Here is a 5928-nt window from a genome sequence, read left to right on the forward strand (position 1 = left end):
TAAAGGTTGTCTTTGGAAGAAAAGTAATAAAAAAGCATGGCCTTGTTGACGGTGGCACTGCGGGCAATGGCTTCCATACGAGCTCCCGCATAGCCCCGGGCAGCGAACTCTTTTTGCGCGGCCAGCAGGATCCGCTCTTTGGTTTCAAGAAGGTTTTTTTTCATCTAACCAACCAATTGGTTTAACCATACGGTTAGTATAGTATCAATCTGAATTTTTGTCAACAAAAATATTTTTTCTCTGCAAAAATATTCCATGCTATAATCTGGAACCGATGCGAAAAGGTAGCTTTTTACTTGTCTTGATGCTGCTAGCCGCCTGGCCCCTGGCCCAGGAAGCTTCCGGCTGGGAATGGCAGTTCGCCCTGGGGCCTTGGACGCTCGAGCCCTGGACCTCCCCGATCGAGAGCGAGGCCGAGAAAATGGTAAGCGCGGAAGCGGGACGCCTGCTTGCGCCCATTCTTTCCGAATTCACCGTCTTTGCTTTCGAGCCGCAGGTCGAGATGCGATCGCGCGGCTGGTTCGCCTCCGTCGGTTGCTGGCGTCGCCTGAGGAACGACAGGTTCGCTCTGGGATTGTCGGCCAGCTACCTCGATTTTTCCCTCCCTTTCACCCTGGCCGACGAGCGCGATATCTCCCTGCAAGGCATCCCCATAGCCCGGATCAGCACCAGCGGGCAGGGACAAGTCGACCTGCGCACATTCATGCTGGGCGCCCACGGACGTTGGCGGATTTTGCAGTCGGCCCGGATCGCTGTATACATCGGACTGGGCCTGACGCTACTCAGTTTCAGCGGCGATATTTACCTGCCCCTCACTGTCAGCGTGGAATCTTTCCTAGGTACGATCGAACTGTCCAAAACCGAAGACGAGAGGTTGGCGGAACTCAGGGCTGAAAATACAGATATTCCGGCCTGGGTCCTGTCGCCGTCCCTATCCGTATCAATACACCACAGGCTTGGTGACCGAAGCCGGCTGTTTATCGAACTCAGCCTGTCGCAGGGAACTTTCCTGGCAGTGGGTTTATCATTGGGTCGCTGATCTTTTCCTGCCGATCACCGGCATGGATCACAAGCAATAAAAATTCCTTGATCTTCTCTGCGTTTATAACTTGACCCCCAGTAAGAACATCAAAGCCGTCGGTTTTATGTATGTGCCCGGTGTTGGATCCTTGAATAGATTTGAAAGGCCAAGCCGGTAGCGGGCTTCCAGGAACAGATTTATTCCTCCGGACTGCAGCTCCACGCCACCGCCGAAAATCAGGCCATAAATAAGACGATTGACATGGTCCAAGGCGTCATATTCAGTGGAGGTACCGTCAGCTGCCGTCATTACGATTTTCTGGTTCAGGAGATAGCCGACCTCGCCCCCGGCCAAAATATATGGAGTCGTGCCAGCTAGGAAACGTATCTTGAGCATGATCGGCAGGGTGATGGCCGTGCCTGAAAATGCGAATTTTTCTTTGGCAGCGGGGTCAGTGGCCTTAATAACCGCTCCGCCCGGACTATAGAGCAGATCCATCTCAAAAGCCATCCTGCCGCCGCTTTCATATCCCAGTCCGCCCATGAACCCCATTTTCGATGATTTTTTTGCGGTCGCGGGGATCGTTTCGGAAATATTCAGGTTGCTCATGGACAAGCCGCCCATCAGCTTGATTCCGCCTTTGGCAAACTCCTTGGCTGCATGGCGGGCTTTGGGTGCTTCGTGGCGAACGGTGGCGCGAGGTTTTACTTCAGCTTCCTCTTCATCTTCACCGTTCACTTCGACCACGGTGTTGTGGATATAGCCAGTGACCTCTTTCCCGGATTCATCCTTCACGTTCACTTCATACCAGGCTCCCTCCTTGCCGGAGACTTGCAGCACGGTGCCGATCGTCACCTTGGCGATGATCGGAGCCGAGGCGTTAGGCTCAGAACGGACATTCGCCAACTGGACCTTCACTTTCAAGGTCGTTTTTTCAGCAGCCAGCAGGAAGCCGCCCAGTGCCAGGATAGAAGCCAGCGCCAAAATAGTGTTTCTTTTCATCGCCCCTCCTTTTAATAAAGGAATTCTATCGACTTGCAGAAAAAACATCAAACACTATTAAAGCCGGGCGCCCTCGCTTGCCTTTAAAAGCGGAAGCCGAGCGTGGCGCCCAGGGCCATGTCATTGAAAAGGTTGTCGAAGGCCATGAGCGCATACACGGTGAGCTTCACCCCAGGGGCGCAGAGACCGGCGTTCAGCTTCAGCAGAAAATCGGTCGAACCCGACGCGCCGCTGCCGATGAAGAAACCCTTGGCCACCCCGCCGCCGACGAAAAAGCTGCTGACGGTCAGGTTCAGGATGGCGGCCGGATAGAGGATGAACTCCTTGAATTCGAAGCCGCTGCCTACCAGAATCGCCTCTGGGCTGAGCATCAGGAAATTGCCGAATTGGATGTCGAGCTCGACCCCGGCGGTCCAGAGAAACGGATCGAAATTGAAGTTCTCGTCGGTCTGGGCCCCGAAGTTGATCCCGAAATGCATGGATGTCGACGCGGGCGGGCCTGAGCGCGAAATGCTCTGGCGAGAAGAAGAAGGGCGGGATGGCGTATATTCTTCTTCGTCTGCCTTTTCTACTTTTTCTTCTTCATCGGCGCCGACGACCGTAACCACCGAGTCGCGGATGAAGCCGGTGACCGCCTTCCCGGATTGGTCGTTCATGTTGACCTCGTACCAGTTCCCGGCGTGGCTGGTAACCCCCAGGAGGGTCCCGGCCGGCACCCGGCCAACCAACGCCGCCGCGGCGTCAGGCTCGGAGCGGACATTGGCCATCTGCACCTTCACCTTGACGACCATGATCTCCTTGGCCGGCTGGGCGCTGCGGGCCTTGGCCACTTCCCGAGTGGCGACAACAACAGGTTTTTCTTCCACTTTCTCTGGTTTTTCCGTTTCTGCCGTTGGCTCCGGTTCAGCCGTTTCCTCCCCTTCCTCGCCGCGCGCTTCACCCATGGTGTTGTGGATGAAACCGAAGACTTCTTCCCCGGCTTTGTCGTTCACGCCCACTTCATACCAGGCACCCTCTTTGCCGTAAACCTTCAAGACCGTGCCAGCCGTCACCTTGGCGATGACCGGAGCCGATGCGTCGGGCTTGGAGCGGACGTTTGCCGTCGAGACCTTCACCTTGAAGGTAATCCCTTCTTCGGCCAGCAACAAGCCGCCCAGCACCACTGCAAAAAGCATCATCCAAACGATTTTTCTTTTCATTTTCCCTCCCATTTATTTTGGAGAAATTCTCTTTCCCGGTGAATTCCATCGCCAAACCACGGCCAGCGGATGCGCAGCCATTCACGTTAAAAGCGGAAGCCGAGGGTCGCGCCCACGACCATGTCTTTGAAAAGGCTGTCGAAGGCCATGAGGGCGTAGGCCGTCAGCTTGACGCTCCGAGTGACGAGACCGGCGTTCAGTTTCAGCAGAAAATCGGTCGAATTCGACATGCCGTAGGTGTTGCCGATGTAGAAACCCTTGGCCACCCCGCCGCCGAAAAACAGACTGCTGACGGTGATGTTCAGCATGGCGGCCGGGTAGAGGATGAACTCCTTGAATTCGAAGCCGCTGCCGACCAGCATCACCTCGGGGCTGAACATCAGCAAGCTGCCGAATTGGAAATCGAGCCCGGCGCCCACGGTCCAGTAGAACGGATCGAAAGAGAAGGTATCGTCGGTCTGGACGCCGAAATTGAGCCCGAAGCGCACGGCGCTGCCCGCGCCGCCGGCCGAATCGTTCCGCTGGTAGGCAGGGCGGGCTTCTTCATTCTCTTCGTCATCGCCCCCGACGACTTCGACCACCGTGTCGCGGATGAAACCGGTGACTTCGCGGCCGGACTGGTCGCTGACGTTGACCTCGAACCAGTTCCCGGCCTGGCTGGTGACTTCCAAGAGGGTTCCCGCCGGTACCCGGGCGATGATCGTGGCCGAGGCGTCGGGCTCGGCACGGACGTTGGCCATCTGCACCTTCACTTTTATGATCGCGTTTTCCTTGGCCAGCAGCGCTCCGCCCAGGGCCAGGAACAAAAGCAGCGCCAAGGCACTATTTTTTTTCATCGGCTTTCCTCCATGCAGCCAATTCTATTCAGCGGCAAAGCAAAAGTCAAGCCCGCAACGATGGGATTTTCTTCAGCAGCCAAATAAAAAAAGCGGTCCGAGCCAAGCGGCCCGGACCGCCCGACTAGCTAAAAATTAAAAAAACGCTTAGAACTTGAATCCCAGCGTGGCGCCGATGGCCATGTCGCTGAACAGGTTGTCGAAGGCCATGAGCGCGTAGGCTGTCAGTTTCATGGTCCTGGACGTGAAGCCGGCGTTCAGCTTCAGCAGGAAATCGGTCGAGCCCGACATGCCGCTGCCGATGTAGAAGCCCTTGGCGATGCCGCCGCCGGCGAAGAAATTGCTGGCGGTGAAATTCAGGATGGCGGCCGGATAGAGGATGAATTCCTTGAACTCGAAGCCGTTCCCGACCAGCATCAGCTCGGGGCTGAACATCACATAGTTGCCGAACTGCATGTCCAGTTCCGCTCCAACGGTCCAGTTGAAAGGATCGAACGAGAAGCTGTCGTCCGTCTGCACGCCGAAATTGATTCCGAAGTTCATTTCGTTGCCCGCGGCGTAAATGCCGGAAACCAACAGCAAGCCGCACAGTAAAACCAGTGCTTTTTTCATTATGCCTCCTTAAATATGATGCCGATAACTTATTCAAAAAAGAAGCAATTGTCAAGTGAGAAAAAAAAGATCGCCCGCCGGTGACCGCCTCAATTGTCCAAGCGGTCGAGGAGCAGCTTGAGCATGAAGCGGGCCGTGGCCTTGTGGTTGCCTTGGGCGCGGATGGCCGGACTGACGCACGACGGGCAGCCGCTCGGGCACGGGCAGCCCTCGACGATCTCCAGCGCCTTTTCGAGCAGCGCCCTGCCTTTTTCGTACAGCGTTTCGGAAAAGCCGACCCCGCCCGGATACTTGTCGAAAATGAAGATATTGGGTTCGAAGCGGTTGGCGAAGGTCAGATCGGCCTGATTGCGCAGTAGGGAACGCAAATTTGCGTTCCCTACAAAGGCCCCTGGCTGGAGCGGGTCCTTGGTCAGGTTGTCCTCGATGGCCACGCCGACGTCGCGCGCGTCGCAGAGCAGGATCACCGGGCTGATCTGCCTCATCAGATAGGCGATGCCGGCCACGGCCTCGATCTTCTCCTCGTTGGAAAAATCGAGGCTTTGCAGCACGTCGTTGCGCACCGTCAGCCAGAAGGCGGTGGTGTGCATCTCCTGCTGCGGCAGTTGCAGCTCGCCGGCGCCGACGTTTTCCATTGTGAAGAACTTCAGCTTCTTGAAGCCGACCACCTGGGAAAAGACATGGACGTCGCCAAAGGAGATGGTATGGTTTTTCAGTCGCGTCTCGTCGAAAATATCAAGGATTTTGATCTTGGTATAGGTGATGGAATCGGTGTAATAATCGGCGTTGGAACGGGTCAGGAACGCCTTGCGGTTCTCGTAATCGAGCTCCTCGACCACGTACTGCTCGCCTTCAAGGATGTAGATCGCCTTGGGGTGGAGCGTTTCCAGGGCATCGGAAAACCCGACCTCGGCGATCACCCGCTCCCCTTCCGTGCGGTCGACCTCGACGAAGTTGTCCGAGCTGATGCGGTTCAGGCTGACGGCGTCGGCCGGGTAGCCCTCCTCGGTCCAGAACCACTTGTCGTCCTTGCGCAGCAGCACCTGGTTTTCCGCCAGGTAGGAGAGAATTTCCTCCAAGTCTTCAGCGCCGTATTTTTCACCCTTGGCGAAAGGCAATTCGAAGGCGGCGCACTTGATATGGTCAATGAGTACGGTCAGGTTGTCGGCGTTGATGCGCCCCATTTCCGGAGACTGGCCGCTGAAGTATTCCGGGTGATTGACGATGTACTGGTCAATGGGCATGGAGCTGGCGACCA

The 5928-nt window shown here is 56.3% G+C and carries 6 protein-coding genes; 1 reads left to right on the forward strand and 5 read right to left on the reverse strand.

Going from position 1 to position 5928, the window contains the following annotated elements; translation table 11 throughout:
- Positions 1-274: 274 nt before the first annotated feature.
- Positions 275-1039, forward strand: coding sequence for a hypothetical protein (locus tag NTW95_08835; protein ID MCX6557515.1), 765 nt, complete (start codon positions 275-277; stop codon positions 1037-1039).
- A 63-nt stretch (positions 1040-1102) separates the two neighbouring features.
- On the opposite strand, the gene NTW95_08840 is transcribed toward NTW95_08835, so the two are convergent.
- The 5 genes from NTW95_08840 to NTW95_08860 form a co-directional block, all read right to left on the reverse strand.
- A complete protein-coding gene (locus NTW95_08840) occupies positions 1103-2023 on the reverse strand; it encodes an outer membrane beta-barrel protein (GenBank protein ID MCX6557516.1) in 921 nt (306 codons plus the stop codon).
- Positions 2024-2106: 83 nt separating this feature from the next.
- Positions 2107-3222 (reverse strand): SH3 domain-containing protein, encoded by a 1116-nt coding sequence (locus NTW95_08845; protein MCX6557517.1) that lies wholly within the window; start codon positions 3220-3222, stop codon positions 2107-2109.
- Between the two features lie 86 nt (positions 3223-3308).
- On the reverse strand, positions 3309-4058 hold the full coding sequence (locus NTW95_08850) for an SH3 domain-containing protein (protein MCX6557518.1): 750 nt from the start codon (positions 4056-4058) through the stop codon (positions 3309-3311).
- 147 nt (positions 4059-4205) lie between these two features.
- Positions 4206-4670, reverse strand: coding sequence for a hypothetical protein (locus NTW95_08855; protein MCX6557519.1), 465 nt, complete (start codon positions 4668-4670; stop codon positions 4206-4208).
- 89 nt (positions 4671-4759) lie between these two features.
- Positions 4760-5928: DUF1998 domain-containing protein (locus NTW95_08860; protein ID MCX6557520.1), on the reverse strand; the 1169-nt coding region annotated here is incomplete at its 5' end.

The organism is Candidatus Aminicenantes bacterium, from assembly GCA_026393795.1.
Classification (GTDB): domain Bacteria; phylum Acidobacteriota; class Aminicenantia; order UBA2199; family UBA2199; genus UBA2199.